This is a genomic window from Arthrobacter sp. LjRoot78 (assembly GCF_964254335.1).
Taxonomy (GTDB): Bacteria; Actinomycetota; Actinomycetes; order Actinomycetales; family Micrococcaceae; genus Arthrobacter.
The window spans coordinates 458,495-482,989 of sequence record NZ_CAXUTG020000001.1 but is presented as its reverse complement, the minus strand read 5'-3'; the positions used below and the strand labels follow the sequence as shown (position 1 = coordinate 482,989).

The following is a 24,495-nucleotide window of genomic DNA, read 5'->3' as shown; positions in this document are numbered from 1 at the left end:
GGGGCCGCGATGACGGGCAACATCTACCGGGGCCAGGCGGGCCTGCCTTTCTCCTCCGCACTGCGGATCTACGAGCCGCTCACCGCTTTTCCGGAGGATCAACGCGCCGCGCTCCGGGCGGCAGGTGCCAGGACTGCTTCCCGCGCGGCGGTGGAAAACGCTGAGCTGCAGGCGTCCCTCGGCCGGATCACCCGCCCCGGCGGCGACCCCTTCCCCACCGGGCGCACCGACCTGGTCCGGGTCATTCCGGCTCCCCCGGAGCCGAAACAGCCAATGACGCAGAAGTCTTCCGGCGCACCCGATGCGCCCGGGACGTCCGACGCCGGCGGGCAGGGTGACGCCGTTGCCGGCACCGCAGCTGCAGGCGCCGATAGTGAAGAACAGGCTCTGCTGTACTGTCCCAGCCAGCTGGTGCTGCGGGCCGGACTGGCTGCCAACGCCCTCATGGAGGGTATCCACGGTCCGCTCGCTGAGCTGCTGATTCCGGAGGAACAGCGGGATAAGCACCAGGAGCGCATTGACCTGGTGAAGGCCCGCGAGGGCACCAGCCGCGTCCACACGCGGGCGTCCACCTGGGGCATCCCCTTCAGCTGGTTCTCGCTCTTCCAGGAATCCGATCCCCAAGATGTAGTGGAGTCGGACGGACGGATCGTCACGGTCCGGGTATGGGCACCGATCGGTGCAGCGCTGGAACGCGTCCGATATGCCGTAGCCAACCTTGCCCTGGCAGCCCCCGACCTGGACATGCTGGACGACATGACCCAGCTCACCGAGTGGCTGGAACTCTTCCACCCCGGTTCGGTGGTGGAACTGGATTACGGTGCAGTGGCGGACAAGGTGTACCCGGATGAGTCACCCATGGACGTGCGCCTGGGCATCGAATGCCTGGCCGAGGGAGACATGACCGGAGCCGCGGCGGCCTACCGCCGGCTGGCCTCGCGCTGGATTCCCATCAGGCAGCTGGCGCGGGCCTCCTAAACCTGTGCGCGGCTAAACCTGCGCGCGGGACGGGGGCGGCGCCGTCGTCCTTCTAACGATCAGCTGGTGGGGCGCGACCTGCGAGTGGACCGCCCCCACGGCGCCGTCCAGTTCGTCCAGCAGCATCTTGGTGCCCAGTTCGGCCTGTTCGTCAGGCCGCTGCCTCACTGTGGTCAGCCCCATGGCGTCCGAGAAGTCATGGTCGTCGATCCCGATGACGGAGAGGTCCTCAGGTATCCGTACGCCCATTTTGGTGGCCTCGAAAATGACCCCCATGGCCATCTCGTCCGACGCGCAGAAGATGGCGGTGGGCTTCGGGCCGGGCCGGGCCCACATCCTGGTGAAGGCGTCCTGGCCGCTGCGCACCGTGAAGTCGCCCCACTCGTCCCATTCCGGGCGCACCGTCAGCCCGGATCCTGCCATGACGTCCTGGAACGCCTTGATACGGACGCGGGGAACATCGAAGTTGAGGTCGGTTTCGTCGTCGCCGTGCAGTAGCGCGATGTCCTTGTGGCCCAGGCTGATCAGGTGCCGGACGGCAGTGGATGCCGCGGCGTAGTCGTCAATGCCGATGTAGGGGCACTCCTCCACGTGGCCGCCGACCACCACCAGGGGAATGTCGATCTTCTGCAGGTGTTCGAGTTCCTCATGGGTCAGCGCCATACAAAGCACCAGAAGGGCATCGATCTGCTTGTAGACCATGGTCTTGCTGAAGAGCCGCTCGCGGTTGCTGCCGTGGCCGCCCAGGTTGAACAACGAGAGGTTGTACTGGCGCGCGTGCAGTTCCCGGTCCGCGCCCTCGATCGCCTTGGAGAAGAACCAGCGGCTGACGAACGGCGCCAGCACACCGATGGTTTTTGTCCGCCCGGTGGCCAGGCCCGACGCGGAGGAAGACGCCACGTAGCCCAAAGCGCCGGCCACCTCGAGAATTTTTTCCCGGGTGGCCGGCGAAACCCTGGGCAGTCCGCGGACTGCGCGCGAGACTGTCGCTGTGGAAACCCCGGCTGCTGCGGCGACGTCCTCAATGCTGACGCCGGAATGGCCGCCCCGTTGAGCCCTGTCTGTTGTGCGTGCCACGGATTCCCCTTGCTTGCTGTTCGCAGATTCTTGCTACCTGGGTGTTCCTGCGGCAACAAGCCAGTCTATTCCGCTTCAGCTTTGAGCCTTTGATCAGCTCCTATTTCTTACGTGTAGCGGTCCTGGCCGGCAGGCGCCGGCGGAGCCGCACCATCCCGTACAGCGCCAGCAGCGTGGCCAGCAGGCCCAGCGCCCAGCCGAGGGCCGGCTGGGCGGTCACCTCCATCCAGACGGTGACCACCAGCAGGACGACGGCCCAGAAGCCCAGGAAGCCGATGATGATGTCGAAATCCTCACCCGAGCGGGCACGCTTGTGCTCACTGCGAACGAGCCCCTGGTTCTGTTCCTTGCCCGTTGCCGAACCTGCCACGCGACGGATCACTTAACAGCGCCGGCGGTGAGGCCGGCAACAATCTTGCGCTGGAAGACCAGGACCAGGATCACCAGTGGAATGGTGACGATGGTTCCGGCGGCCATGATGGCCGTGTACGGAATCTGGTTTGGCTGCGCTCCGGCGAAGCTGGCAATTGCCACCGTCACCGGCTGGGTCGCGTCGCTGGACAGCTGGCTGGCGATCAGGAATTCATTCCAGGAGGAGATGAACGCCAGGATGGCTGTGGTGAAGATGGCCGGTGCCGCCAGCGGCAGGATGACCTTCCGGAACGCCTGGCCCTGCGTGCAGCCGTCCACCCGTGCCGATTCCTCGAGTTCCCACGGCATTTCGCGGAAGAAAGAGGTCATCGTGTACACGGTCAGAGGCAGCACGAAGGAGATGTTCGGGATGATCAGCGCCTGGTAAGTGCCCATCCAGCCGATGTTGGTGAAGAGCTGGAACAGCGGGGTGATGAGGGCGACGCCCGGGAACATGGACGCCCCCAGGATGAAGCCCAGCACCAGATACTTGAACCGGAAGTTCAGGCGGGCCAGCGCGTAGGCGGCGAACACACCGATCAGCAGCGACACTACCGTGACGACGACGCCGATGAAAATACTGTTGAGCAGCGCCTGGCCGAACCTGTTGCCGAAGGATGTATCGAAGGCCGTATTGAAGTTATCCAGCGTGACATGGGTGGGCAGGATCGAAGTGTCGTAGGTGAAGCCCACATCGCGGAATGCCGTCACCACCATCCAGTAGGCCGGCGCCAGGCACCAGATCAGGACGACGACGGCGCTGATGTACGTGCGTCCCTGCGCCCACTTCTCCCTGTTCTGGGCAGCCTTCCGGCCCCTGTCCTGCTGTGCCCTGAGGGCAGTCGTGGCTGTCCCGGCGCTCATTTCTTCCCCTTACCAGTGGCTCCGCTTTGTTCCACGACGTTCGCACCCAGGAAGCGCACAAAGATGAACGCAACCAGGAAGATGATGATGAACGTAATCGTGGACAATGCCGCAGCCGCGTTGAACCCTTGCCTGATTTGGTTGATCACCAGGATGGACAGCGTAGTGGTGTTGTTGGCGCCGCCGGTCAGGATGTACGGGAGGTCGAACATCCGCAGTGCATCCAGCGTACGGAACAGGACCGCCACCATCAGCGCCGGCTTGACCAGCGGAAGGGTGATCATCCGGAACCGCTGCCAGGTGGTGGCGCCGTCAACCTTGGCGGCCTCATAGACCTCCGCAGGAATCATCTGGAGGCCTGCGAGGATCAGCAGTGCCATGAACGGCGTGGTCTTCCAGACGTCTGCGATGATCACGGCCCACTTGGCCGGCCACTCACTGCCCGTCCACAGGATGGTGGTGTTGAACAGCTTGTTGGCGATGCCTTCGAAGGCGAAAATGAACAGCCAGAGCTTGGCGGTCACGGCGGTGGGAATGGCCCACGGAACCAGGACTGCTGCACGGACCAGGCTGCGGCCGCGGAACGTCCTGGCCATGATGAGGGCCATCCAGAAACCGAGAACGGTCTCCAGCGTCACGGTGACCACGGTGAAGAAGAACGTTGTTGCCGTGGCTGACCAGAACTGGCCGCCGAGGGTTCCGGGCGGGCATGCCACCGTTCCGCCGCCGGGGGCCGCACACTGCTGAGCAAGCCAGTTCACGTAGTTCTGGACGCCTGCCGGCCCGCCTGCGGTGAACAGCCCGGTGACCGGATCGAGGCCGGCATCCTTCTGGAAGGACATCACGATGGCGCTGATGATCGGGTAAACGATCACGATGGCCAGGGCGATGATGGTGGGGGCGAGGAGCCAGGAAGCCCACTTGCCCTGACTGAGGATCTTGTTGTCCTCACCGACCCCCTTGGGTCCGTGATGGATCGGGGTACCGCCCGACGCCGGTGACTTTACCGGCGTCGGGCCCAATTCGGTTGCCATGAGTGGCTACTGTCCCGCGCTAGCGGATTCAATGGACTTTTGCATGTCCGACAAAGCAGATTCCACGGTTTTCTCCCCCTTGATGGCAGAGTATGCATTTTCCTGGATGGCCTTGGTAACCGCCGGGTAGAACGGCGATACCGGACGCGGCACGGCGTTCTCGATGGAGGTCTTCAAGACCGGAAGGTACGGCAGCTTGGCGACGAGTTCCTTGTCCTCGTACAGCGAGCCCAGTACCGGGGCCAGCGAGCCCTGGGTGGCATAGAACTTCTCGGTTTCTTCCGAGGTCATGAACTTCAGGAAGTCCAGGGCCGTGGCCTTGTTCTTCGAGTAGACACTGACAGCGAGGTTGTGGCCGCCGAGCGAGGAGGCACCCGGGCCGTCCTTGCCCGGAAGGGCGGTCATGCCCAGGACGTCCTTCACCTTGGAGGATCCTTCAGTGGTGGCCAGGTTGTAGACGTACGGCCAGTTGCGCAGGAACAGCAGCTTGCCGTCCTGGAATGCCTGCCGGCTTTCTTCTTCCTTGTACGTGATGGCTTCCTTGGGGATGTTGCCGTCAGCGTAGGCCTTCGCCAGGTTCTCTAGGCCCGCCTTGGCATCGGCCGTGTTCAGGCTGGGCTTGCCGTCCTTGTCCAGCACGGAGCCGCCGAAGGAGTTGATGGCCTCGGAAGCGTTGACTGTCAGGCCCTCGTACTTGCTGAACTGGCCCGCGTAGCAGCCGATGTTGTTGGCCTTGGCGATGGAGCACATGCCCATCATTTCTTCCCACGTCTTGGGTGCGGTGGGAACCAGATCCTTGCGGTAGTAGAGGATGCCGCCGTCTGAGGTCTGCGGGGCCGCGTAAAGGGTCCCCTTGTAGGTGCCGCTCTCCACCGTCGGCTTGAGCATGGCGGACGTGTCGAGCGCCATCTTGTCCTTGAGCGGCTGGAGCCAGCCCTTGGCCGCGAACTCGGCTGTCCAGACGACGTCGACATCGACGACGTCGTAGCCGGCGTCCTTCGCCTGGAAGTGCTGGACCAGGTCATCGTGCTGCTGGTCCGCCTGGTCGGTCTGCTCCTTGAACGTAACCTTCTCGTTCGGGTGCTCGGCATTCCATTTGTCGACCAGCGGGCGGACGACGTTGCTGTTGTCCTTGCCCTGGACGTAGGTGATGGGGCCGCGGCCGTCGAGGCCTTGTTCAGCGTCGCCGCCGCCACCCCCGCCCGTGGTGCCGCCGCCGCCTCCGCAGGCGGACAGGGTTAACGCTAGGACGCCGGCGGCAGCGGCCGGCAAAAGGAACTTAGGGGATTTCATAAAGGAGACTCCTCGCTGAGTGTCGAGCAAAATCGGCGGTGCGGTTGAAGTGGTGCCCATCACACTAGTAACGTTGCGGTGAGAAATGCAAGCGTTTACACCGAAGTTTATGGAAAGGATATCTGTGGCACACAGCCCAGTCCCGACAGACGGTTCCTCGATTCCGAAGTGGTGGGCCAGCGCCGTTGTATACCAGGTCTACCCGCGGTCCTTTGCCGATGCCAACGGAGACGGCATGGGCGATCTGAGCGGTGTGACGGCGCATTTGGACTACTTGCAGGGGCTCGGCGTGGATGCCGTGTGGCTGTCCCCCTTCTACAAGTCGCCGCAGGCCGACGCCGGGTATGACGTGGCGGATTACCGGCAGGTGGATCCGCTTTTCGGCGCACTGGCGGACTTCGATGAGATGTTGCAGAAAGCTCACCGGCTGGGCTTGAAGGTCATCGTTGACCTGGTCCCCAACCACACCTCGGACGAACACGCCTGGTTCCAGGCGGCGCTCGCCGCGCCCCCGGGTTCGCGCGAGCGCGACCGGTACATGTTCCGGCCGGGCAAGGATTCCGTCCCCGGATCGGGAGACGGCGACCTGGCGCCGAACAACTGGAAATCCATCTTCGGCGGACCGGCCTGGACCCGCGTCACGGAGGCCGACGGCAGGCCCGGCCAATGGTACCTGCACCTCTTCGACACCAAGCAGCCGGACCTGAACTGGGACAACGCCGAGGTCCAGGAGGAAATGCGCTCCGTGCTGCGGTTCTGGCTGGACCGCGGCGTGGACGGCTTCCGTGTGGACGTGGCCCACGGCATGGTCAAGGAAGCGGGCCTGCCGGACTGGGAGGGCTCCGCTGCGATGGTGGAAGGAGCCAGCGAACTGCCGGGCGAAGCCCACGGCGGCCACACCGAGGCCGAGGAGCCGCACCGCGCCCACGCTGCCGCTGATTCCGCCGACGAGCACCAGGTGGTCTCGCCGCTTTACCCGCCGTCGCCCTTCTTTGATCAGGACGGCGTGCACGACATCTACCGCGACTGGAACCGGGTGCTGGCCGAATACGACGGCGACCGCATGATGGTGGCCGAGGCCTGGGTGGAGCCGGCCGAGCGGCTGGCACGGTACGTCCGGCCCGATGAAATGCAGCAGGCGTTCAACTTCGACTTCCTGCTGGCGGGCTGGGATGCTGAGCGGACGGCCGTGGCCGTTGAGGATTCGCTGCGGGCTGCCGCCACGGTGGGAGCCACCACAACCTGGGTCCTCAGCAACCACGACACGGTCCGGCACACCACCCGCTTCGGGCTGAAGGACCCCACCACCTTCCCGAAGGGCATCGCCGCCGAAGACGAACAGCCCGACGCCCGGCTGGGCCTCGCGCGTGCCCGGGCAGCCACCATGGTTTCACTTGCCCTCCCCGGCTCGGCTTATCTCTACCAGGGGGAAGAACTGGGCCTGCCGGAGCACACCACGGTCCCGGCCGAAGCCCGCCAGGACCCCACGTTCTTCCGAACCAACGGAGTGGAGCGGGGGCGCGACGGCTGCCGTGTGCCGCTCCCATGGAAAGCTGCCGAGCCCGGCTACGGATTCGCGTCCGGGTTCACCGGCAGCGCGCCCGCCGCCCCCTGGCTCCCCCAGCCGAAATCATTCGGTGAACTGGCCGCGGACCGGCAGGACGGCGTCGACGGTTCCACCTTAGAGCTGTACCGTGCCGCGCTGGCACTCCGCAAGGAACACCGGCTGGGCGCAGGAACCTTCCGCTGGGCCGATGTGCATGCTCCCGAGGAGGGTGTGCTCGCTTTCCAGAACAGGGATGTCCTGGTGGTCGCCAACATGGGCATCGCCGCGGCCGCGCTGCCGGGGGGCTACCGGGTTGCCCTTGCCAGCAGGCCGGAGGCCGTGACGGACGGCCCGACGGAATCCGGAACGGTGCCGGGAGGCACACGGAAACTTGCGCCCAACTCGGCCGCCTACCTCGTGGCGATCTAGCTGACGGAGACCTGGCTCGTGGCTGTCTGGCGCGCGGGGGCTAGCGGACGCGTTCCGCGCGGCTGAACCGGGAACGGGCGCCGGTGCCGATGTGGATCAGCACCGGGATGCGTTTGCCGACGACGGCGTCGAGCGCCTCCACGAGGGCCGAGACATCCGCGGCGAGGAGGTGCGGAGCCACTCCCTGCCGGGGCTGCAGCCGGATCTTCAGCGCGGGCTCCCCCCGGACCTCGTAGGTGGCCACGGTGGCGCCGGCCAGGTCCTGCCGTTCGGCCAACGCCGCCCGCAGCGCCTGCTCGGCAACGCCGCCGCCGATCCGCACATTGCCGGGGACGCCCTCGGCGTCGTCCTCGGCAAGGATCAGGCCGGCGCGGCCCTTGCCCTGCTGGGCCACCCAGGCGACCATCAAGGCAATGACCACTGCGAGTAGCAGCGCAAGGACCGCCCAGAGCCAGCTTTCCTGGCGGCCGGGAATGTTGGTGCGCTGTAGCAGCTGGCTCATTCCGCTCCATACACCGGCGGACCACTGCTGCCACCATGATGCCGCCGCGGGGACGGCGGCCAGCACAACCAGTAAGAGTCCGATGGCGAGCAGTTTCAGTCCGAGGATTCCGATCAGGATCCTGTTCAGCGTCCTGGGGGTGTTGTTCATGCGCCGATCACTCCTGACGTGGCCACATTGACGCGCACTTCGGGCATCGGTTCCGGAGCCATGTCCCGCAGCTCGTCGAGCACGGCTGCCAGGACGGCGTTTTCGCTGACCGGCACGCCCGAGGTGGGCCGCACGTTGACTATCACCTGCCGTTGGGACACCACCACCATCACCTGTTCCTGCGTGACGTTTGCGGCCAGCCTGGCACGGCGGGCAAGGGCGGAGGCGATCACTTCGTCATCAGCCACCACTCCGGCGCGGCGGTCCGGAAGCAGGTGCCGGGCGCGGCGGCCGGGCAGCACTGCATTAAGGAAGAAGAACAGACCCGCCATGGCCGTCACGGCTCCGATGGCGCCGAGCAGCAGCGGGGGGATGCCCTGCGGGAGCGCGATGATGCGTTCCGCGGCGGTCTGCGGATCGATGAGCCACGGCGGCTGCCCGATCGCACGGACTGCGGCCTCGAGGAGTCCGTAGCCGCACAGGATGATCACCAGGACAGCAGCGATTCCGGCCACCCCTGCACGGGAGGAGCGTGTTTCGCGGTCCAGGATCCGGCGCATGCCGGCGCCGCGGGGGTCCGGGGCGCTGACCGCGGAGGCTGCACCGGATTCCCCGTTGCCTGCCGCGTGGCTGCCCTTTGTTCGGACGTCGGTGGCGTTGTTCACTGGACCCTTCCCCCTTCGCTGATGGCGGCGCCGCTGATGCGGATGTCCACCCGGCTCAGCTGCGCCCCGCTAAGCTCCGCAACGCGGTGCAGGATCACGGATCTGGCCGCGACGGCGCGGTCCCGGATGGAGCCGCCGAAGCCGGCGACCCGGCCGGGGTCGCGCAGGACCGTGGTGAGCGGCGGAATCCTGATCGGGAGGACCAGCGAGAGGGCCAGCAGGCCGTCGTCGTCGGACCAGTCTGCCCGGACGTCGTGTGCCGGGACGCCCAGCGCTTCAGCGGCGGCGGCCCGGGCAAGGCTGGTGAGCGCCTGGGTACTGATGCGGTTGTGCCCGGCCATCACGGAGCCGCCGGCCACGGTTCCGGCCGTGCTGCTCATGAGGACGAGCGCCGGCCGGTGATGGCGTCGAACACGCTGCGCAGGTCAAGTTTCCCTTCCGCGGCACGGCCAAGGAGGGCTCCGATCCCCATGAAAAGCAGCGAGACCAGGAAGCCCCAGACGCCGAACTGGAAAGCCATAAAGGCCACGAAGGCGCCCACTGCAATTCCCACCACGGTCAGGTTCACTGGATGGCCTCCCTTTCGGTCCGGGCTTCCGCGGGCAGTCCGGGCTTTGCCGGCCCCGCCACGTAGACGTCATTGATCTCCACGTTTACCTCGATGACCTGCAGGCCCACGAGCTCTTCGACGGCGGTGTAGACGGCGGCACGGACCTGGTTCGCCAGGGAGTGCAGCGGGGTCCCGTAGACGGCCACGAGGTTGATGTCCACTGCCACCTGCGTCTCGCCGACCTCTGCGTGGACGCCGGCGGCATGGTCCGAGCTGCCGACGGCATCCCGGATGGCTCCGAGGGCGCGGGACGGACCGGTGCCGAGCGAATACACTCCCGGAACGGCACGGGCTGCGATGCCGGCGACCTTGGCAACTGCCGTTTCGGAAATGACGGTACGTCCGGTGCCGGCCGTCAGGGCAACGGCTGGATCAGCGTGGGCCCCCGGCGCGGGATGTGGGTTCTGGTATTCCATCAGGCACTCCCCTTCTCTTGAACACCACCCTATCCCTTGGCCGCGACAAGCGGCCGGACGCCAGTGAAAATGGCCAGGCCGGAATCCGCTATTTGCAGTTGGCGGCGAGCCAACCGGTAACGGGGGCCATGGCGGCGTCGAACTTTCCGCTGGAGTACACCGTCTGGTCGCTCAGCCCGGCGACGGCCACCTCGTTGAGGTGGGCAAAATCGGCTTTCAGCTCGTCCGGCACGCGTTCGGCAGTGTCGCTGAGCTCCGCTTTGAGCTGTTCCAGTTCCGCGGTTTTGCCCTGTGCGGCCGAGAGCGGGAACAGCGAGGCGCCGGTGGCCTGCTGGGAGATGGTGGTGCACGCCTCCGCCGCGGAGGAAAAGTCCCCGTATGGTCCGGAGCTTTTGGTGGGGGTGGGTGTCGCCGTTGCCACTGCTGTTGCGGGAGCGGACGACGACGGCGCGCTACCGGCTTCGGGCGCGGAGCATGCGGTGAGCGCCAGTGCGGCGAAGAGGGCGGCTGCGGTCAGAGTGCGTGAGAGGTTGTTCAAGAGTCACTTTTCTGGTCGAGATTGTGCCGCCCGTTCCGTTTCCGGCTTCAGGCGGCGATGGCGTTCTGTCCCCGGCGTGCGAGTCTAGCCCGGATGGCCTCCGGGATCCCAAGCGGCGGGCGGAAGGTCCTACCTATATAAGGGAAAAAGCGGCAGGGCCGCCCGGAGAGGTTCCGGACGGCCCTGCCGTTTACTGCGCCTGCTAGCTAGCCAGACGAGGCTTACTTGTAGAGGCCTTCGCCGCCAACCTTGACGTTCGTGGGCAGGTAACCGAACGGACCGAGTCCGTTCTTGCCGAAGGTGCGGTCCACCTTGGACACGCCGTCACGGAAGTTGATCTTCACGGTGGGCGAGAGTGAGCCGCCGCGGACGCCGTTCACGTTGTCGATGAAGGACTGCACCAGGCCACCCGGCTGCACGTAGTGCGAGTAGGCCTGGAACTGGCGGCCGTTCTGGTTCGGAGTGGGTGCTTCCGGGGACTCGGACGGAAGGTTGAGGTCCGTGGGCGAGCCCAGGGCCAGGCCGCTGTTGTTCATCGGCTGGTAGTCGGACCGGACGCCGTCACCGACGAAGCCGTAGACACCGTCGGGGCCGCGCATGCCGGCCGCATAGGTGAACTGGTGGCTGATGGTGAACAGGTAGTACTTGTTCTTCCCGCCTTCGTTCTGGATGAAGATCTGCGGACGCTCGGTCTGGTCGTTGACGCAGTTGGCCGAGAGGACCGGCGGTAGGAAGGACCATTTGGTCAGGTCCTTGTTGTCTGCCACGGCCAGTCCCACGTTGGCGGTCTGGTAGTAGGCGCCGCTGCTGTTGACTTCGTTGAGGCTCTCGGCGTTCGGGTCGCCGGCCTTGTAGCCCAGGTCCTCGGGCTTGCACTCGTATTCGCCGCGCTTGCCGCCGGTGTTGCCTTCGAAAACCATGAAGGTCTTGCCCGGGTGGGCGGGGTCAGCGAACGTGTACGGGTCGCGGAAGGCGAAGCCCGGGTTCTGTGCCTTGTTCTGGTACATCTTGCCGTCCGGTTCCAGCAGTTTGGTGTGCTTGAAGCCGTCGAACGTGACGCCGTTCTTGTCGGCGTGGATGTTGCCGAGTGCCTTGGCAATGGCAGCGTCCGGCGCGATGCCGCCGCCGCCAGCATTGCGCTCGGCAACGTCGTAGAACGTGGTGGCCGTGTAGAACACGTTGACCTGGTTGCCCTGCATCAGGCGGGTGGAACCGGACCATTCCGTGTTGCCGATGGAGGTGTTGTCCAGGAACAGGTGTCCGCCGTAGTTCCACTTGTCCTTGGCCGGGTCGGCGTTGGTCTTGCGGAAGAAGTAGCCGATCCGGGCGTTCCAGTGCCGCTGGTCGAAGCCGTAGCCGGCGTGCCGGTCAGCCACCAGGGAGAAGATGACGTCATAGCCCTTGTAGCTGATCTGGTTCGCATTTTCGTCGGTGAGGGACCAGGTGTCCCAGACCCAGACGTCGTCGTTCATGGCGGGGAAATCCTCGGGGATTTCCGGCATGGTGACATCCGGACTCATGGAGTTCTGGCCGGGTGCCACGGTGGAGTCGCTCTGCGCCATGATCTGCTTGGCGTCGGCGCGGGTCCACTTTGAGGTGAAGTCCGCCGCCGGATCATACGCCTGCTGGCTGTGATCGGTGGGCAGCGGGAAGCCGGGCGTGGGTGCCGGCATCTGCTGGGTGGCGGGCGGGTCCGAGGGTTCGTTGGCCAGGGCCGAGGGAACCGCAAGGAAGGCGGAAGCCGCCACGGCCGTTGCCAGTGCTGCGGCGGCAGGGCGCCACCGCAGCATCCGGTGTGTATTGGGGTGCTTGTGCATTTGTTGCTCTTCTCGCGGAGTTGAGACCATTCGTGGAAGACGGGCATCTGCCCTCATTCCCCGAAACTCCGGCGTTCCCGATGACACGGCAGGCGTCATCGAGGACGCCTTTGTGTCGAGGGGGACGGGGCTTGGGTAGGGCCCCGGAAGGCGCTTCGGAAAGGAACCCTTTCCTGCGCCGGTCTCTACGCTGGCACGCATAAGCAGGCTTATCAAGCCGTGTTTCGAGCGGCTAAAAACCGAGTTTCGCTCCGTTTGTGCAAGCGCTTACATTGCCCATTGCGCGCGCGTGCCACATCCAATTTTTCGAGTCAAATGTTGCGGGATAAATCAGATTTAGTGTGAAACGTCACCCGCTGGCCACCCGCAATTCACCTGGGCACGGCTGCCGAACGGGTTCAAACGGAGCCTGTGGCCCGCACATCCTGACACGCTGCCCGGCGGTCGAATACCTTCAGTCCCACCTTTCCGGAGGTCAGGGAGGCATCATCGACGGAAAGGATTCCGGCGCCGTCGAGCTTTACCGGCAGCCGCTCCCCCGAAACCGCCGCCTGGGCCTCGAGCCTGTAGCCGACGCCATGGCTCAGCAGAAGCAGGACACTCGCCATGACGCTGCTGACGGGATTGAAGACTCCGTCACGCAGCTTGAGGATCCGCGCCAGCCTCAGGTTCGGGGCCCGATAGCAGCAGGAATATCATCAGGGGCTGCGCGCCAGCCTGATCCTGACGACGCGCAAATCGCCTGGCGACACGCAAATTACCTGGCGACACCGGAATACGGGGGGCGCGGGAGCATTTGCGCGTCACAGGGATATTTGCGCGTCGAAACTGCTCGGGCGGCCGGCCGGGTGGCGGATTGCGGAATCCCCTCAAAATAGTCAGCTCCCCCGCGGGTGTCAGAGGGAAAAGACCATGCGGCGGGGAATTCCGTCAGGAACTTTGCCGGGACGGCCGGTCAAAGCTGCCCGCGTTTCGCGGCGCGGCACTCCAGGGGTGGCGCCAAAGTTGCCCCCAGGCGGGGCGTTAAAGAAGAAAAGCACCAGTTCCGAAGAACTGATGCTTCCCAGTGGTGGCTCCGACCGGCGTCGATCCGGTGACCTTTCGATTTTCAGTCGAACGCTCTACCAACTGAGCTACAGAGCCTAGGTGACATGTCACCTTGACGGCCGGAATTTCTTCTGGCAATCAGAGCGACCCTGACGGGACTTGAACCCGCGACCTCCGCCGTGACAGGGCGGCGCGCTAACCAACTGCGCTACAGGGCCTTGCTTGTTTACTGCTTCAACAGTATCTCTACTGCTTTTTTCAAGGCTTCCAGCCTACCAGACTTTTTCATCCGGTTTGACCACTTCCTTGCGTACCCCCAACGGGATTCGAACCCGTGCCGCCGCCGTGAAAGGGCGGTGTCCTAGGCCGCTAGACGATGGGGGCCTGAACTCAATCCGGCTCATTCAGGGCAAAAATAAAGGGCCGAAGCCTTTCGTTTCCGCCCTTTCGAGTTGCTCCGAACTGGACTATAAAAGTGTAGGGCAGACCTTGGGAATATCCAAAATCGGCATCGCACTCCTGCAGAATTCGGTGCAGGGCTGGTGCAAGATGGACTGATGGATGCCGTTGATGCCCTCAATGAGATCGCCTTCTGGCTGGAACGCGAACTGGCCCCCACGTTCAAGGTTCAGGCCTTCCGGAAAGCGGCCGGCATCATCGGCGGCCTGGATCCGGCCGAGGTGGCGGCCCGGGCCCGCAGCGGCAGGCTGAAAAGCATGAAAGGCATCGGGGACAGAACCTTCGAGGTGATCCGGCAGGCGGTCGACGGCGGCGTCCCCGACTACCTGGAAGGGCTTCGCGAACGGGGGCAGCAGCCGCTCGCGGCGGGCGGCACCGAACTGCACTCCGCACTCCGCGGAGACCTGCACAGCCACAGCGATTGGTCCGACGGCGGGTCTCCGATCGAACTGATGGCGAACGCCGCCCGCACCCTTGGCCGGGAGTACCTTGCCCTGACGGACCACTCCCCCAGCCTCAAGATCGCCAACGGGCTGAGCGCCGAACGCCTCACCGAACAGCTCGACATCGTGGCCGGCATAAACAACGACGACGGCGGCAGCTTCCGCCTGCTCGCCGGAATCGAGGTGGACATCCTGGAGGACGGGACCCTGGACCAGTCCCCGGACTTGCTGGACCGGCTGGACGTCGTGGTGGCGAGCGTCCACTCGAAGCTTCGTTCCGATAGGCGCACCATGACCGCCAGAATGCTGGGCGCCATCAGCGATCCGCACATGAATGTGCTCGGCCACTGCACCGGCCGGCTGCTCCAGGGGTCCAGGGGAACACGGCCTGAGTCAGAGTTCGACCCCGAGCGGGTGTTCGCGGCGTGCGCCGAGCAGGATGTCGCCGTCGAAATTAATTCCCGGCCCGAGCGGCAGGATCCGCCGGACGAGCTGATCCGGCTGGCCCTCGATGCCGGCTGCCTCTTCAGCATCGACAGTGACGCCCACGCTCCGGGCCAGTTGGACTTCCTGCAGTACGGCGCCGAGCGGGCCGCCTTGAACGGTGTGCCTGCCGAACGGATCATCACCACCTGGCCCCTGGACCGGCTGCTGGAGTGGACCGGCCGGGGGAAGTAGCGCGCCGCCGGGGTCCCAGTCCAGGACCTTGACTCCCGGCCGGGGGCCTCAGCTCCGGGATGGCTCCGGGCCCTGCGGCCGCCACGGCGTGAGCCGGGGCAGCCAGCGCGGAACGTTCCGGCGGTACTCCTCGTATTCGGCACCGAACTTCCGGGCCAGGACCGGCTCCTCGTAAAGCCTGACGAACGCCACGACCGGAACGGCGCCGACGGCCAGGGCCACGAAGAGCTTCGGCTGGCCCAGCAGGAGCCCCTGCCCTGCGACGGCTGCGGCAATAGCCACATACATCGGATTCCGCACGTAACGGTAGAGTCCGCCCACCACCAGATGCTTGGGCGGGGCAAAGGGTGCAGGGGTCCCGAGGCCCTCCACGGCAAAGTGCACAAAGGAGTTCGCGATCACTGCCGCCCCTGCACCGATCAACAGGGCGCCCGTGACCTGGGCAGGCACTCCGCCGGGGACCGGCGCCGCCACTTCCCAGCGGGTCAGGAGCCACGGAACCACACCGGCCACCGTCGCGGGGGCAACGGCGAAGGCCGCCGTGCCGATCGCGGCCCGCTTTCTGTCACGGGCCGAGGCATCGGATGCTGTCATACCAGCAAGCGTGAACCCGCCGTGTTGAGCGGACAAGGGCCGACCGGCCCCCGACGTTCCGGCGGAACGGTAACGGGGGGAATCAGGCGACCAGCAGGATTGCCATCGTCACCATGACGGCGGCGATAATGGCGTCGAGAATGCGCCAGGCACTGCGGCGACGGAACACCGGAGCAAGGAACCGCGCACCAACGCCCAGGGCGGTGAACCAGGCGATGCTGGCCAGTCCCGCGCCGGCCGCAAACCACCACCGGCCGTCCGGGCCGTGCGTGCTGGCCAGGGACCCGAGGAGCAGCACAGTGTCCAGATACACATGCGGGTTCAGCCAGGTGAAGGCCAGTCCGGTTCCGAGGACAGCGGCCCAGCCGGCAGCCTGCCCTGTTCCGAGCTGTCCAAGCGCCTGTCCGCGGATGGCCCGCCAGGCGGCGAAGGCACCATAGGCCGCCAGGAAGGCAGCCCCGGCCCAGCGCACCACCTCCAGCACGGCCGGAGCCTGTTCAATCACGACGCCGATGCCCGCCACGCCCAGCAGGATCAGCACCAGGTCCGAGACGGCGCAGACGGCAATGACGAGGGCGACATGCGAGCGCTGGAGCCCTTGGCGGAGCACGAAGGCATTTTGGGCGCCGATGGCGACGATGAGCGAGAGGCCGCTGGCCAGGCCTGAAAGCACGGGAAGGATCACCCTCCCAACGGTAGGAGGAACCTCAGCATGAAACCAGTTAAACATTCTGCTGATAGATAAGATGAGCTAATGATAGACATCCATCCGGACCAGGCCCGGACGCTGGCGGCCATCGTTGCGAAGGGCAGCTTCGATGCCGCCGCCAGCCATCTGTCAGTTACCTCCTCCGCGGTCAGCCAGCGCATCCGCGCCCTCGAAGTCGCCGTCGGCCGTCCCGTGCTGAGAAGGACCAGGCCGATTGAACTCACGGAGTCCGGCCAGGCCGTGGTGCGGTTCGCCCGGCAGCTGGAGATGCTCTCGGCGGACCTCGCCGATGAACTGCAGCCGGGAAACGCCAACCCGGATACCCGCCTGACCCTCGTGATCAACAGCGACTCGCTGCACACGTGGGCGCTGTCCGGGCTGGCTGCGGTGGCCGGGACGGTCCAGTTGGAAATCCTGCGCGAGGACCAGGATTATTCGCTGGAGCTCCTCCGCAGCGGCGCGGCGGCAGCGGCCATCACGGCCACCGCCAAACCGGCCCCGGGCTGCACGTCCCGCCGGCTCGGCGTCATGCGCTACCTGCCGGTCTGCACGCCGGCCTTTGCCGAGCAGTGGTTCGACGGCGGGGCCGCGTTCGACGGCGCGGGGGCGGCGGAGGCGCTGGCCAAGGCCCCGGTCATCATCTTCGACCGCAAGGACGACCTGCAGGACCGCTATCTGCGGCGGTTCAGCCGGAAGCCCCTCGCGCCACGGCGCCACTACGTCCCCGCAGCCCACGAGTTCGGCGAGGCCATCCGGCTGGGCATGGGATGGGGCCTTCTTCCCGAGATCGAAATCGGCGACGACCTGGACCAGCGAACGCTGCAGACCCTGGCCGCCAAATCCTTCGTCGACGTCCCGCTGCACTGGCAGCAGTGGCGCTACGGATCGGCCGTGCTGGACGGCGTCGCGGCTGCGATCCAGGACGCGGCCCGCGTGCTGAGGTGACGACCGGCAATAGCGCCCTGCCGGTAGCGGGGCGACTTTGGCAGGATCTCGACTAGACGTGGCCGATTTCCGCCAGCCCCGCCGCCGCGGCGGGGGCTAGATTGGCAGCATGGCTACAACCGCCGCACCCGGCCCCACTCCGTCCGCAGGCCCCCACGAAGGGTCCCCGCACGCTGCCCCCGCATCCGCCCAGGAGAGGACGCCAGTCAACAAACTGGGCGTCGCCGCCGTCGCTATCACGGTGGTCCTCTGGGCCTCCGCCTTCGTGGGCATCCGCGCCGTGGGCCCAAGCTTCTCCCCCGGTTCCCTGACCCTGGGACGGCTGGCGATTGCCGCCGTCGTACTCGGCCTGGTAGTGCTGCCGAAGCTCCGGATGCTGCCCAAGGGCCGGGAATGGTGGCCAATCCTCGCGTACGGCGTCATGTGGTTCGGCGGCTACAACGTGGCCCTCAACGCCGCCGAGCACCTGCTGGACGCCGGCACCGCGGCCCTGCTGATCAACGTCAACCCCATCCTGGTGGCCGTGATGGCCGGCCTTCTCCTCAAGGAGGGCTTTCCCCGCTGGCTGATCATCGGCAGCCTGATAGCGTTCGCCGGCGTCGCGGTGATCGCGCTCAGTTCGGGCCAGCGTTCGACGGCGGATGTGGCCGGTGTGCTGCTCTGCCTCCTGGCCGCTGTGCTCGCCGCCGTCAGCGTGATTGTCCAGAAGCCGGTGTTGAGGAAGTTCCCGGCGGCCCAGGCCACCTGGTTCGGCATCATGGTGGGTGCCGTCTGCTGCCTTCCCTTCAGCGGCCAGCTGGTGGCCGAACTGCAGCGGGCCCCGCTGCCGGCCACCCTCGGGCTGGTCTATCTGGGGATCTTCCCGACGGCGATTGCGTTCACCACGTGGGCGTATGCGCTGTCCCTCATCGATGCCGGAAAACTGGCCGCCACCACCTATCTGGTGCCCGGCACCACCATCCTCATCTCGTGGCTGGTGCTCGGCGAAGTGCCCACCGTGTGGGGCCTGGTGGGCGGCGTGACCTGCCTGGTGGGAGTGGGGCTGACGCGGCGCAGATCCCGCTAGAGTCTTGGTATGCCCGCCAACCTGCCGCCCGGCCTGCCGATCGTCCCGGACGGGGCGGACAACGACGCACCGTTCCCCATGACCGATGAGGACTTCGAATCGGCCGTCAGCGACGCCTTGGACCGGATTCCGCCGGAAGTGGCCAAGGCCATGGACAACGTTGCCGTCTTCATCGAGGACGACTACGTCCCGCAGCCGGGCGAGGACCCGGCCACAGTGCTGCTGGGCCTCTACGAAGGCGTGCCGCTGACCGAGCGTGATGCGTGGTGGGGTGCGGGGTCGCTGCCGGACCGCATCACCATCTACCGCCAGCCCATCCTGGAAATCTGTTCGTCCCGGGAGGAGGTGATCCAGGAGGTGGCCATTACCGTGACACATGAGATTGCCCATCACTTCGGCATCAGCGATGAACGGCTGCACGAACTTGGCTGGGACTAGCTAGCCTTGTAGGCATGGGACACGACCATAGCCATTCGCACGGCCTCTCAGCCACTGGCACCGGCAAGCACCGCAAGCGCCTGATCGCCGTCCTCAGCATCACCCTGGCCGTGGTCCTGATCCAGGTCGTCGGAGCCGTGGTCTCCGGATCCCTGGCCCTGCTGGCGGACGCCGGCCACATGCTGTCCGATGCCGCCGGTGTGTTCATCGCCCTCCTGGCCGCGTGGATCGCCACCCGGCCCGCCAGCGACCAGCGGACCTATGGGTACCAGCGGGCCGAAGTCCTCGCGGCCCTGGCCAACGCGCTGGTGCTGATTGTGATCTCCGTGGTGATCTTCACCGAAGCCATTCGCCGGATCGGTTCGGCACCCGAAGTCCAGACCGACGTAATGCTCTGGGCCGCCGTCCTGGGTGCCCTGGCCAACCTGGTGTCCCTGCTGATCCTTCGCGGCGCCCAGAAGGAAAGCCTGAACGTGCGCGGCGCCTACCTCGAGGTGCTCGGGGACCTGCTGGGTTCGTTCGCCGTCATTGCCGCTGCCGTGGTGATCATGGTGACCGGCTTCCAGACGGCGGACACGATTGCCTCCATCGTCATCGCCGTGATGATCCTGCCCCGGGCGTGGCACCTGCTCCGCGACGTGGTGGACGTGCTGCTGGAAGCCACCCCCAAGGGCGTTGAAGTCCAGATGATCCGTGAGCACATCCTGTCCGTGCACGGAGTGGTGTCCGTGCACGATATCCACATCTGGACCATCACCTCCGGCGTCCCCGTCTTCTCCGCCCACGTGGTGGTGGAGGACGCCGTACTGAGCGCCCGCGGCGCCGACCAGGTCCTGGACAAGCTCGCCACCTGCCTCGGCTCGCATTTCGACACCGAGCACTGCACGTTCCAACTGGAGCCCGAGAGCCACTCCGAGCACGAGTCCCACCAGCACGCCTGAGGGGTTTGAGCCTACGGGAGTCGGTACAGAACCGCAGCCATGGCGTGGCGACTACTCGTTTTAAGTCCTTTCCCGACACGCCGACCGGAAATGCGACGGAATCACACTGTTGTTGTTTATGTTATTGATGTGACCAGTGTTGCCAAAGTTGCAACTGGCCACGTAGCCTCGGGAGTGCTGACTCTCCGCAGCGGGGCATTCCCTGTGAAAATCACGGGTGAAACTCAATTCCTCGCGCGCTCCAGCCCGACTGTTGCGAGGTTACTTGATGGGTTTGACCGGATCCGGCCGTAAAGCGGCTGTGCTGTGCACCGCCGTCGTACTCCTCGGATCCCTCGCCCTGCCCGCCGGTGCGGCCCCGCTGACGGGCGCCGCAGTGCCCGCTCTAAGCATTCCGGCATCACCGGAGATTCCCTCGCCAGAGGAGATCGCGGCCGCCAAAGCCAGTGAAAGCGCGACGGCGGACCAGGTCACCAGAATCGACCGGATCCTGGCCGACGCCGCCGCAGCCCAAGAGGCCAGCTTCGCCGCGGCCATGCAGGCCAACAATGCCTACGGGGATGCCCTGGTCACGCTCGGGATCCGCCGCGATGCCGCCGCACTCGCCTCGGCGAAGGCCGTATCCGCCCAGGCCGAACAGGCGAAGACCCGCAAGCAGGTGGGACAGCTGGCCGGGGACCTGTACCGCAACGGCGGACTCAATCCTGCACTGAGCACTTTTGTCAGCGGAAACGGCGAAGTGCTGAAGCAAGCCGCCACCCTCGAAGCCATTTCCGCGAGCCGGAGCCGGGCATTTGAGGCGGCCGACAACGCTGCCTCGGCCGCCCAGTCACTAACTGCCGCGGCGGAGGACGCCAACCGTGCCGCTGACGACGCCGCCAGGTCCGCCGAAGACCGCAAGGTTGAAGCCGAACGCGCTAACGCGGCCCAGGCGAAGGCAGTCTCCGAGGCGAAGGCACAGCGCACCGTGCTCGTGGACCAGCTGGCAAACCTCAAGAACACCACGGTGGCACTCGAGTCAGCCAGGGTTGATGCCCTGGACCGCCAGCGTGCCCAGGAACGGCTGGCTGCCGTCACCGCTGCAGCAGCTTCCCAGGCTGCGGCCCAGGCGGAAGCAGCGCCCAACAGCCCGGCCCCGGGTGCCCCCGCACCCGCACCGGATGCCCCCGCGGCACCCACGCCGGCCAACCCCGCGCCCGCGAATCCGGCCCCGCCTGCACCCGGTCCGCCCGCGCCCGCGGTCCCCGCACCGGCCGAACCCGCGCCCGTGGTCCCGGCTCCGGCCCTCCCGGCTCCGGCCCCCGCACCTGTTCCCGCGCCTGTTCCCGCGCCGTCTCCGGGTGGCTCCAACCAGACGGCCATTTCGGTGGCGCTGGGCAAGGTGGGCTCTCCCTACTTCTACAAGTACGGCGGCTCCGGACCGCTCGGCTTCGACTGTTCCGGGCTGGTGCAGAACGCCTTCGCTGCGGCCGGCAAGTACCTTCCGCGCACGGCGGCCCAGCAGTACGCGCAGGCGCCGGTGCATGTGCCGCTTTCCCAGGCGCAGCCCGGTGACCTCCTGGTCTGGGGGTCGGCCCCCGATTTCTACCACGTGGCCATCTACCTTGGCGGCGGACGCGTGGTTCAGGCCCTGAGCCCGGACGACGGCATCACGGTCACGGACCTGACATGGATGGCCGGAATGCAGCTCCACCCGACCGTTGCCCGGTACTAGGACAAAACGTCCTTCGTGACGAACCGGCCGTAGGCAAGCGCCCCGAAGACCGCAATGTACCCGGCCTGCAGCAGCGCATTGCTGCCAAAGGAATCCCAGGCAATCGGCTGGCGCAGCAGGTCCGCAAAACCGAACCAGTAGTGGCTGAACAGCCAGGGGTGAAGCCATTCCAGCTGGGGCAGCTCACCCATCACCTGTGACACCACGGACGCCACGATGGTGGCCGCCATGGCGCCCACCGGAACATCGGTCAGCGTGGAGAGGAACAGCCCGACGGCGGACAACCCCAGCAGCGACACGGTCAGGTACGCCGCCACGAGCAGGAGGCGAACCACTGCCTCCCCCGGGGTGATCACGTCGCCGGACAGCAGCGTCACAGGCCCCACCGGAAACAGCGCCGCACCGATGCCTGCCCCCGCCAGCGCCACCACCAGCGGGGCGACGACGCAGAACGCGGCAGCGCCTGCATATTTGACCAGCAGCAGCCGCACGCGGCCGGCTGGCGCCACGAGGAGGTAGCGCAAGGTCCCTAGGCCGGCTTCGCCAGCGATCGTATCCCCGGCCACCACTCCCACGGTGAGCGGCAGGAACAGCGGCACGCACACCAGCAACGCGGTCACCCCCACAAACAGCCCGTTCTGGGTGATCCTGTCCAGGAAGGCAGGTCCACGGCCGGGTGGAACGGCCGAGGACACGCGGACAGCGATGGCCATCAGGACCGGCACGGCCGCGAGCGCCAGCAGCATAGCCCAGGTCCGGCGCCGGCGGAACAGGACGCTCAGTTCGGAGGCCAGCAGAGGCCAGCCGGAGGATGCTCGTGCAGGTAGCTCCCGCGTTGCAATATCCCTATTGGGCAATGTCGAACCCCTCCCCCGTCAGCGCCACAAAGCGGTCCTCTAGGCTGCCCTGCTCCACAGCGAAGCCGCGGACCCGCACACCGGCCGCCACCATGGCGGCAACCACGGCCTCCGGCTCCACAGCATCCCCCGGCTGCCGTGCGTCTCCAGTCTGCCCGCCGTCGCCGGTCTGCCCGCCGTCGCCGGTCTGCCGGCTGTCGCCGTAAACCAGCGCGCCGTTGCTCCGGCCGCCCATGGGCGTCATTCCCAACCTGGCGAAAACGCCCTCGGCCAGGCCGGCGTCGGGTGTTACCAGGCGGATCCGGACCTTGCCCTCGTCCCGCAGTTCAGCGAGCGTTCCCTGCGCCACCAGCCGGCCTGCGCTCATGACCGCCGCGTGGGTGCAGATCTGCTCCACTTCCGCGAGCAGGTGGCTGGAGACGAAAACGGTGGCGCCGTCGGCCGCGAGGGAGCGGACCAGGGAGCGTACCTCGCGGGTGCCCTGGGGATCCAGGCCGTTGGTGGGCTCATCGAGCACCAGCAGTTCCCGGGGCGAGAGAAGCGCATTAGCGATGCCCAGGCGCTGCTTCATGCCGAGCGAATACGCACGGACTTTCTTCCCGGCGGCGTGCGTCAGGCCCACACGTTCCAGCGCGGCCTCCACCCGGGAACGCCGCGTGGACTGTACCGCGTAGGGGTCCGCCGCATCGAGGCGCCGAAGATTGGCCGCCCCGGACAGGAACGGGTAGAACGCGGGACCTTCCACCAGGGCGCCCACCCGCGGCAGGACGTCGTGGAAGCGCTCCGGCATCTCCAGCCCCAGCACGCTGACCGACCCGTCCGTGGCCCCGGCGAGGCCCAGCATCATGCGGATGGTGGTGGTTTTGCCGGAGCCGTTCGGGCCCAGGAAACCGAACACCGAACCCCTCGGGACGGCCAGGTTGACGCCGTCCACGGCCAGCTGATGGCCGAACCGTTTGCTGAGGCCACGCGTCTCTATGGCCAGCTCTACGCTCCGTCCCGCGGCGGTCACCTCGCGGCTGCAGCGGTCAGCAGGCGCTCCGCGGGAACAGACCCGGCGAAAACGCGCCCGTCATCGGTGAACAGCACATTTACGACGGCGGTGCTGAACAACCGTCCGCCCGGCACCGCGACAGCGGCCTGCTGAAGCAGCGGATCGCTGGACATCATCGCACCAGCCTCCGCAGATGCGGCGCTGGCGGGGAATTCGACCACGCTCTCCCAGCCGGTACCGGTCACCGTGGGCCGGACCACAACAGCATCCGGCGCCACAGCGTCTGGAACCGCGATCTCCGGGGCCACGGCGTCTGGAACCACAGACTCCGGAACCACGGCGTCTTCCGTGCTGTGTCCGTGCCGGCTTCCCGTTCCGTGGGCCGGCACTTCGACTTCCTTGACGGTAGCCCCCGGCGGCGGGCTAAAGGCGAACAGGGAGGCGTCCGGCGCCTCGAGTGACAGGCTGGTGAACGCCAGCTTGAAGGCCGGTTCGCTCTGGCCCCGGGCCTTCAGTTCGACACTCAGCGGCAGGCCGCTCTGGCCGTCAACTGCGATGGCCACCGAAGCGATCAGGGTGCCTTCCGTCCGCGGCGTGACCACCAGGTTGTAAGCGGCCCGGCCCGCAACGTTAACCTCCGGAAGCACTGAAATCTCAGTCGTGGGGTCAGCGGCCGCAAGGAACCGCCCGGCCAGGTCCTCCGGCGTCGGCATCACGCCATCCATGCCCGCGCCGGGATGCTTGTACTGGCCGACATCCTCATGACGGCCTGCATCGGCGGGGAGTGTCAGGTGAGTGGCGGTGTTGTCCTTGGAGCTGTACAGCCACACCTGGTCCCCGCTGCGCACTGCATTGCGTTCAGCGAGGCGGTCCAGGACCTGGACCCGCATCTTGCTGGTTCCGTCCACGAAGACACGGGCCGTGTGCGGGCCGCTCAGTAGCTCCAGCGCGGCGGCGGCGCCGCTGCTTGACGTGGGGCCGGCTTTGGGGATCTCGGGCAGGCCGATTTCGGAGGTTTGCTCCAGCGTCCCGGAGAGGGACGGAGCAGCGTGCTGCGCCATCAGCGCCAGGACCTCTTGCGGCGTTTTGGCGGGCAACGGGTCCCCGGCGCTTGCCGGCAAGGACCCCGCCAGCGCAGCGGCGGCAATAACGGCTGGCACGGCGGCGGCGGGCATCCACCGCAGCCACTTTCTGGTCATGACAACTCCGCTCCAACATTGCAGCTTATTGATTCCAGAGTACGCTTCGGACCCGCCCGCTACACCCCTTGGGGCGACGCC

Annotated in this window: 26 protein-coding genes and 3 tRNA genes; 8 read left to right on the top strand and 21 right to left on the bottom strand. The window is 66.5% G+C overall.

Features of this window, described 5'->3' with window-relative positions; all coding sequences use genetic code 11:
• Nucleotides 1-9: 9 nt before the first annotated feature.
• The gene (locus ACSQ1X_RS02345) at nt 10-978 is read left to right on the top strand and encodes a hypothetical protein (RefSeq protein WP_436056506.1); all 969 of its coding nucleotides are present in this window, start codon (nt 10-12) and stop codon (nt 976-978) included.
• A 12-nt stretch (nt 979-990) separates the two neighbouring features.
• Here the strand turns inward: ACSQ1X_RS02345 and ACSQ1X_RS02340 are convergent, their stop codons facing one another.
• From ACSQ1X_RS02340 to ACSQ1X_RS02320, 5 genes are all read right to left on the bottom strand, one after another.
• Nucleotides 991-2,055 carry a LacI family DNA-binding transcriptional regulator gene (locus ACSQ1X_RS02340; RefSeq protein ID WP_055801293.1) on the bottom strand — a complete coding sequence of 355 codons (1,065 nt, stop codon included), beginning with the start codon at nt 2,053-2,055 and terminating at the stop codon, nt 991-993.
• Between the two features lie 100 nt (nt 2,056-2,155).
• Nucleotides 2,156-2,425, bottom strand: a complete 270-nt coding sequence (locus tag ACSQ1X_RS02335) for a hypothetical protein (protein WP_436056505.1) — start codon at nt 2,423-2,425, stop codon at nt 2,156-2,158.
• Nucleotides 2,426-2,433: 8 nt separating this feature from the next.
• Nucleotides 2,434-3,330 (bottom strand): carbohydrate ABC transporter permease, encoded by an 897-nt coding sequence (locus ACSQ1X_RS02330; RefSeq protein WP_436056504.1) that lies wholly within the window; start codon nt 3,328-3,330, stop codon nt 2,434-2,436.
• Complete coding sequence (locus ACSQ1X_RS02325) at nt 3,327-4,364, bottom strand: carbohydrate ABC transporter permease (protein WP_436056503.1); 1,038 nt, start codon at nt 4,362-4,364, stop codon at nt 3,327-3,329. The genes ACSQ1X_RS02330 and ACSQ1X_RS02325 overlap by 4 nt, the downstream gene beginning before the upstream one ends.
• A 6-nt stretch (nt 4,365-4,370) precedes the next feature.
• On the bottom strand, nt 4,371-5,657 hold the full coding sequence (locus ACSQ1X_RS02320) for an ABC transporter substrate-binding protein (protein WP_436056502.1): 1,287 nt from the start codon (nt 5,655-5,657) through the stop codon (nt 4,371-4,373).
• Between the two features lie 109 nt (nt 5,658-5,766).
• On the opposite strand from ACSQ1X_RS02320, the gene ACSQ1X_RS02315 reads away from it, so the two are divergent.
• The gene (locus ACSQ1X_RS02315) at nt 5,767-7,632 is read left to right on the top strand and encodes a glycoside hydrolase family 13 protein (protein WP_156372367.1); all 1,866 of its coding nucleotides are present in this window, start codon (nt 5,767-5,769) and stop codon (nt 7,630-7,632) included.
• Between the two features lie 40 nt (nt 7,633-7,672).
• Here ACSQ1X_RS02315 and ACSQ1X_RS02310 read toward each other — a convergent pair whose 3' ends face one another.
• The 11 genes from ACSQ1X_RS02310 to ACSQ1X_RS02260 all read right to left on the bottom strand — a co-directional run bounded on the left by ACSQ1X_RS02310 (nt 7,673) and on the right by ACSQ1X_RS02260 (nt 13,761).
• Nucleotides 7,673-8,284: a hypothetical protein gene (locus tag ACSQ1X_RS02310; protein WP_436056501.1), complete on the bottom strand. Its 612-nt coding sequence runs from the start codon at nt 8,282-8,284 to the stop codon at nt 7,673-7,675.
• Nucleotides 8,281-8,949, bottom strand: a complete 669-nt coding sequence (locus tag ACSQ1X_RS02305) for a hypothetical protein (RefSeq protein ID WP_436056500.1) — start codon at nt 8,947-8,949, stop codon at nt 8,281-8,283. The genes ACSQ1X_RS02310 and ACSQ1X_RS02305 overlap by 4 nt, the downstream gene beginning before the upstream one ends.
• The gene (locus tag ACSQ1X_RS02300) at nt 8,946-9,329 is read right to left on the bottom strand and encodes a hypothetical protein (protein WP_055801313.1); all 384 of its coding nucleotides are present in this window, start codon (nt 9,327-9,329) and stop codon (nt 8,946-8,948) included. The genes ACSQ1X_RS02305 and ACSQ1X_RS02300 overlap by 4 nt, the downstream gene beginning before the upstream one ends.
• Complete coding sequence (locus tag ACSQ1X_RS02295) at nt 9,326-9,517, bottom strand: hypothetical protein (RefSeq protein ID WP_436056499.1); 192 nt, start codon at nt 9,515-9,517, stop codon at nt 9,326-9,328. Before ACSQ1X_RS02295 ends, ACSQ1X_RS02300 begins: the two co-directional genes overlap by 4 nt.
• Nucleotides 9,514-9,975, bottom strand: a complete 462-nt coding sequence (locus ACSQ1X_RS02290) for an Asp23/Gls24 family envelope stress response protein (RefSeq protein ID WP_436056498.1) — start codon at nt 9,973-9,975, stop codon at nt 9,514-9,516. Before ACSQ1X_RS02290 ends, ACSQ1X_RS02295 begins: the two co-directional genes overlap by 4 nt.
• Nucleotides 9,976-10,063: 88 nt before the next feature.
• Complete coding sequence (locus tag ACSQ1X_RS02285; RefSeq protein ID WP_436056497.1) at nt 10,064-10,513, bottom strand: hypothetical protein; 450 nt, start codon at nt 10,511-10,513, stop codon at nt 10,064-10,066.
• A 221-nt stretch (nt 10,514-10,734) separates the two neighbouring features.
• Entirely contained in the window at nt 10,735-12,330 is a 1,596-nt protein-coding gene (locus ACSQ1X_RS02280) for a glycoside hydrolase family 68 protein (RefSeq protein WP_055801323.1), read from the bottom strand.
• A gap of 398 nt (nt 12,331-12,728) precedes the next feature.
• Nucleotides 12,729-12,938 (bottom strand): hypothetical protein, encoded by a 210-nt coding sequence (locus tag ACSQ1X_RS02275; RefSeq protein ID WP_436056496.1) that lies wholly within the window; start codon nt 12,936-12,938, stop codon nt 12,729-12,731.
• A 459-nt stretch (nt 12,939-13,397) separates the two neighbouring features.
• A tRNA-Phe gene (locus ACSQ1X_RS02270) sits at nt 13,398-13,473 on the bottom strand.
• A gap of 48 nt (nt 13,474-13,521) precedes the next feature.
• A tRNA-Asp gene (locus ACSQ1X_RS02265) sits at nt 13,522-13,595 on the bottom strand.
• 93 nt (nt 13,596-13,688) lie between these two features.
• Nucleotides 13,689-13,761 (bottom strand) — tRNA-Glu (locus tag ACSQ1X_RS02260).
• Nucleotides 13,762-13,934: 173 nt separating this feature from the next.
• Here ACSQ1X_RS02260 and ACSQ1X_RS02255 point away from each other — a divergent pair.
• Nucleotides 13,935-14,957: a PHP domain-containing protein gene (locus tag ACSQ1X_RS02255; RefSeq protein WP_436056495.1), complete on the top strand. Its 1,023-nt coding sequence runs from the start codon at nt 13,935-13,937 to the stop codon at nt 14,955-14,957.
• Between the two features lie 48 nt (nt 14,958-15,005).
• On the opposite strand, the gene ACSQ1X_RS02250 is transcribed toward ACSQ1X_RS02255, so the two are convergent.
• Together ACSQ1X_RS02250 and ACSQ1X_RS02245 are read right to left on the bottom strand one after the other, a co-directional pair.
• The gene (locus ACSQ1X_RS02250; RefSeq protein ID WP_436056494.1) at nt 15,006-15,551 is read right to left on the bottom strand and encodes a methyltransferase family protein; all 546 of its coding nucleotides are present in this window, start codon (nt 15,549-15,551) and stop codon (nt 15,006-15,008) included.
• 82 nt (nt 15,552-15,633) lie between these two features.
• A complete protein-coding gene (locus ACSQ1X_RS02245; protein ID WP_436056493.1) occupies nt 15,634-16,236 on the bottom strand; it encodes a LysE/ArgO family amino acid transporter in 603 nt (200 codons plus the stop codon).
• A gap of 69 nt (nt 16,237-16,305) precedes the next feature.
• Between ACSQ1X_RS02245 and ACSQ1X_RS02240 the strand changes: the two genes are divergently transcribed.
• From ACSQ1X_RS02240 to ACSQ1X_RS02220, 5 genes are all read left to right on the top strand, one after another.
• Nucleotides 16,306-17,205 carry an ArgP/LysG family DNA-binding transcriptional regulator gene (locus tag ACSQ1X_RS02240; protein WP_436056492.1) on the top strand — a complete coding sequence of 300 codons (900 nt, stop codon included), beginning with the start codon at nt 16,306-16,308 and terminating at the stop codon, nt 17,203-17,205.
• 109 nt (nt 17,206-17,314) lie between these two features.
• On the top strand, nt 17,315-18,271 hold the full coding sequence (locus tag ACSQ1X_RS02235) for a DMT family transporter (RefSeq protein ID WP_436056491.1): 957 nt from the start codon (nt 17,315-17,317) through the stop codon (nt 18,269-18,271).
• A 9-nt stretch (nt 18,272-18,280) separates the two neighbouring features.
• Nucleotides 18,281-18,709, top strand: coding sequence for a metallopeptidase family protein (locus ACSQ1X_RS02230; RefSeq protein ID WP_436056490.1), 429 nt, complete (start codon nt 18,281-18,283; stop codon nt 18,707-18,709).
• A 14-nt stretch (nt 18,710-18,723) separates the two neighbouring features.
• Nucleotides 18,724-19,650, top strand: a complete 927-nt coding sequence (locus ACSQ1X_RS02225) for a cation diffusion facilitator family transporter (protein ID WP_436056489.1) — start codon at nt 18,724-18,726, stop codon at nt 19,648-19,650.
• A gap of 268 nt (nt 19,651-19,918) precedes the next feature.
• The gene (locus tag ACSQ1X_RS02220) at nt 19,919-21,364 is read left to right on the top strand and encodes a C40 family peptidase (protein ID WP_436056488.1); all 1,446 of its coding nucleotides are present in this window, start codon (nt 19,919-19,921) and stop codon (nt 21,362-21,364) included.
• Here ACSQ1X_RS02220 and ACSQ1X_RS02215 read toward each other — a convergent pair.
• From ACSQ1X_RS02215 to ACSQ1X_RS02205, 3 genes are read right to left on the bottom strand one after another with little or no spacing between them, the layout of a single operon-like run.
• Entirely contained in the window at nt 21,361-22,221 is an 861-nt protein-coding gene (locus ACSQ1X_RS02215) for an ABC transporter permease (RefSeq protein WP_436056487.1), read from the bottom strand. The two genes, ACSQ1X_RS02220 and ACSQ1X_RS02215, sit on opposite strands and share 4 nt — an antisense overlap.
• The gene (locus ACSQ1X_RS02210) at nt 22,211-23,233 is read right to left on the bottom strand and encodes an ABC transporter ATP-binding protein (protein ID WP_436056486.1); all 1,023 of its coding nucleotides are present in this window, start codon (nt 23,231-23,233) and stop codon (nt 22,211-22,213) included. The genes ACSQ1X_RS02215 and ACSQ1X_RS02210 overlap by 11 nt, the downstream gene beginning before the upstream one ends.
• Nucleotides 23,230-24,414 (bottom strand): LolA family protein, encoded by a 1,185-nt coding sequence (locus ACSQ1X_RS02205; RefSeq protein WP_436056485.1) that lies wholly within the window; start codon nt 24,412-24,414, stop codon nt 23,230-23,232. The genes ACSQ1X_RS02210 and ACSQ1X_RS02205 overlap by 4 nt, the downstream gene beginning before the upstream one ends.
• Nucleotides 24,415-24,495: the final 81 nt, after the last annotated feature.